Annotated in this window: 2 protein-coding genes and 2 tRNA genes; 2 read left to right on the top strand and 2 right to left on the bottom strand. The window is 47.7% G+C overall.

From position 1 onward, the window contains the following. Window positions 1-172: 172 nt before the first annotated feature. Both CHL74_RS14945 and clpB read right to left on the bottom strand, forming a co-directional pair. Window positions 173-382 (bottom strand): helix-turn-helix transcriptional regulator, encoded by a 210-nt coding sequence (locus CHL74_RS14945; RefSeq protein ID WP_094881970.1) that lies wholly within the window; start codon window positions 380-382, stop codon window positions 173-175. 229 nt (window positions 383-611) lie between these two features. Beyond that, complete coding sequence (clpB, locus tag CHL74_RS14940) at window positions 612-3,200, bottom strand: ATP-dependent chaperone ClpB (protein WP_094881969.1); 2,589 nt, start codon at window positions 3,198-3,200, stop codon at window positions 612-614. A 303-nt stretch (window positions 3,201-3,503) separates the two neighbouring features. Here clpB and CHL74_RS14935 point away from each other — a divergent pair. Next, window positions 3,504-3,574: transfer RNA gene (locus tag CHL74_RS14935), tRNA-Gln, on the top strand. A 39-nt stretch (window positions 3,575-3,613) separates the two neighbouring features. Beyond that, a tRNA-Gln gene (locus CHL74_RS14930) sits at window positions 3,614-3,684 on the top strand. The last annotated feature ends 198 nt before the right edge of the window (window positions 3,685-3,882 follow it).

The raw sequence follows: 3,882 nt of genomic DNA, 5'->3' as shown, positions 1-3,882 counted from the left end.
AAGTCCCTTGTACATATTAATGCTGACATCATTTTTCATACAGCAAAGGTAAACATCTTTACGGAAAATCTATCATGTATCGTTGATATATTTGGGTAGGGATGCCACGGACTTTATCGGATGAGCCGAAAGTCCTCAAATTTTGGTATTGCCATTTTCTTTTCTAAGTTTATTATTCAACATTTGTTCTAAGAAGTTCGGTAACTTCTACATTAAGAAGCTTTGCAGTTTTCATTAAACTTTCCAAGTCTGGTTGACTTGAATTGGTACACCATTTAGATATGGTTGTTTTGTCTTTTCCCAACTGTTCTGCCAACCATTTGTTTGTTCGTTGTTTGTCTGCAAGGACTACTTTAATTCGATTCAAATTTTTACTTGCCATATTTGCGATGAATTTCATTATTGCAAAAGTACAAATAAAATGGCAACAAAGAGAATATTATTATTTTTTTACGGTTTATAAGTAATAAAATGAATTTATTTCACCTTAAATCATGGTTAAACTCTTAAAACCATACGACTATGAAGACTATATTGTCTAAAATACAAAAAAAGGTGCTTGCGACACATGATCGCAAGCACCTTTTTTGTGTATATGTGGTAATCAATAGTTAGTTGCGGAACACCAGTCCGTTGTTGTCGGCATCGATGGTGATGGGCTTCTCCCTTGAAACCTCGTCGGAGAGTATCTTCTTAGAGAGGTCGTTGAGGACGCAGCGCTGGATGGCACGCTTTACTGGACGTGCACCGAACTCGGGATCGAAGCCCTCGTCGGCGAGGAAGCTGATGGCTGCCGGCGTTACGTTGAGCGTGAAGCCCTGCGGCTCAAGCATCTTCTTAACGGCGTTCATCTGAAGCGTCACTACCTGTGCAATCTCATCCTTTGTAAGCGGCAAGAACATGATGGTCTCGTCAATACGGTTGAGGAACTCAGGACGGATGGTCTTCTTGAGCATCTCCATTACCTTCTCCTTCGTGTCGCTGATCACATGGTCGCGGTTCTGAGGCGTGATGCCCGCAAACTGACCCTGGATGTACTGGCTGCCGAGGTTAGAAGTCATGATGATGATGGTGTTCTTGAAGTTCACCGTACGACCCTTGTTGTCCGTGAGCCTGCCGTCGTCGAGCACCTGCAAGAGGATGTTGAAGACGTCGGGATGTGCCTTCTCTATCTCATCGAAGAGCACTACGGAGTAAGGCTTGCGGCGCACAGCCTCAGTGAGCTGACCACCCTCATCGTAGCCTACGTATCCTGGAGGCGCACCGATAAGACGACTTACGCTGAACTTCTCCTGATATTCACTCATATCAATACGCGTCATCATCGTCTCGTCATTGAAGAGGTATTCAGCCAATGCCTTTGCCAGCTCCGTCTTGCCGACACCCGTTGTGCCGAGGAATATGAAGGAAGCGATAGGACGCTTCGGATCCTGCAGTCCGGCACGCGAACGTCTTACAGCGTCGCTCACGGCACGTATGGCTTCGTCCTGACCGATGACACGCTTGTGGAGCTCTTCCTCAAGATGAAGAAGCTTCTCACGCTCGCTCTGCATCATACGCGTAACAGGTATGCCGGTCCAGCGGCTTACCACCTCGGCGATGTCGTCAGCGGTGACCTCCTCACGTATCATTGCATTGCCGTCCTGCGTAGACCTCAGCTGGTTCTGTATGCTCTTGATGTCGTCGTCGAGCTGCTTCAGCTTGCCGTAACGGATTTCAGCCACACGCTCGTAGTTGCCCTCACGCTCAGCACGCTCAGCCTCAAACTTAAGCTGCTCAATCTGCTGCTTGTCCTGCTGAATCTTGTTGACGAGTCCCTTCTCGCTCTCCCACTTTGCGCGGAACGAGCTTTCCTGGTCGCGGAGTTCGGCAATGTCCTTGTCGAGCTGTGCAATCTTGTCCGTATCGTTCTCACGCTTGATGGCCTCACGCTCTATTTCGAGCTGCTTCAGCTTACGCGTAATCTCGTCCAACTCCTCAGGAACGGAGTCGCGCTCCATGCGGAGCTTTGCGGCAGCCTCATCCATGAGGTCAATGGCCTTATCAGGAAGGAAGCGATCAGAGATGTAACGCTCAGAGAGCTTTACGGCAGCGATGCAGGCATCGTCCTGTATACGGACCTTGTGATGGTTCTCGTAACGCTCCTTCAAGCCACGCAAGATGCTGATGGCAGAAAGCTCGTCCGGCTCGTCCACCATGACGGTCTGGAACCTACGCTCGAGAGCCTTGTCCTTCTCGAAGTATTTCTGATATTCGTTAAGCGTCGTGGCACCGATGCTTCTCAGTTCGCCACGGGCAAGAGCTGGCTTGAGGATGTTGGCGGCATCCATGGCGCCCTCGCCACCACCAGCACCGACAAGCGTATGAATCTCATCGATGAAGAGGATGATGCGACCGTCAGAATTGGTTACCTCCTTGATGACGCTCTTAAGACGCTCCTCGAACTCGCCTTTGTATTTGGCACCTGCAACAAGCGCACCCATATCCAATGAGTAGAGCTGCTTGTCCTTCAGGTTCTCAGGCACGTCACCGCGCACGATACGCTCAGCCAGTCCTTCTACGATGGCTGTCTTACCAGTACCCGGCTCACCTATTAATATAGGATTGTTCTTGGTACGGCGTGAGAGAATCTGCAGCACGCGTCTGATTTCGTCATCACGACCGATAACGGGGTCGAGCTTGCCCTGGCGTGCCTCCTCCACAAGGTTCTTGGCATACTTTGACAGACTCTGGAAGTTTTCGTCAGCCGACTGCGACTGCACCTTCTGACCCTGACGAAGCTCCTGGATGGCCTTGACGGTCTCGTTCTCCGTCATGCCGGCGTCCTTGAGGATGCGGCTTGCCGTAGAGCTGACCTGCAGCAAGGCGAGCAGAATGGGCTCAACACTTGTAAACTCGTCGCCATTCTTCTGTGCGAAGTCCTGCGCACGCTGCAAGACGCTGTTGGCGTCGTTGCTGAGGTATGGCTGCCCGCCCTGCACACGCGGCTGACGCTGAATCTCAGAGTCGACCACCATGTCCACCTGATTGGCATTCACACCGAGCTTCTGGAAGATGTACGTGGCAACGTCCTTGGCCTTCACCATCACACCCTTGAGGAGGTGTATTGGCTCAATGCTCTGTTGTCCCTGACGCTGTGTAATGTTGACAGCCTCCTGAACAACCTCTTGGGCTTTGATTGTGAATTTGTCGAATGTCATATTATTGTTCTCCTTTCTTTATTTTTCTTGTTTTATATTGTTTTCATCGTCAACATAAACAAACTGCATACCTAAGCAACAATTATATGTCAATATGTCAGAAAAGAGCACATTACGTGAATAAATAGCGACATATTGTCAGTTTTGACGTGATATACTATAGGGAGATGTATGGATAAAATCAACATTTAAATAAAAAAAACACGTAAAAAGCTTTGGCATTTGAAAAATAATGCGTAACTTTGCACACGCAAATAAGGGAACGACCTACATAGTCAACCATTATTTAGCGACAAAACATATTGGGATATGGTGTAATGGTAACACTACAGATTCTGGTCCTGTCATTCTTGGTTCGAGTCCGAGTATCCCAACAAAGCTCTTCAAAAGAGCAGCATCTTTATTTTTAACATTGGGATATGGTGTAATGGTAACACTACAGATTCTGGTCCTGTCATTCTTGGTTCGAGTCCGAGTATCCCAACAGAGAAAGCCTATTCATTACGAATAGGCTTTTTTCGTATTCTCCCCTATTCCACATTCTTTGGATTAACCGGCTCAAATAATATTGTTGTGTTTTTAACAATCTGCATTTCCTTATGCAAATAACTGTTTTACCCTATAAAGATAGAACTTCAGATCATTCACTCCTCTGAATTCAGCCCTGAATGTTTTTAGCTTG

The sequence above is a fragment of the Prevotella sp. 885 genome (genome assembly GCF_002265625.1).
GTDB lineage: Bacteria > Bacteroidota > Bacteroidia > Bacteroidales > Bacteroidaceae > Prevotella.
Note: the sequence above shows the minus strand (reverse complement) of the source record. Positions and strands in the feature narration are given on the sequence as shown.

What these genes read in the sequence shown, in the direction of transcription:
- CHL74_RS14945 (WP_094881970.1), bottom strand. Translation starts at nt 382, where the DNA reads ATGGCAAGTAAAAATTTGAATCGAATTAAAGTAGTCCTTGCAGACAAA.
- clpB (WP_094881969.1), bottom strand. Translation starts at nt 3,200, where the DNA reads ATGACATTCGACAAATTCACAATCAAAGCCCAAGAGGTTGTTCAGGAG.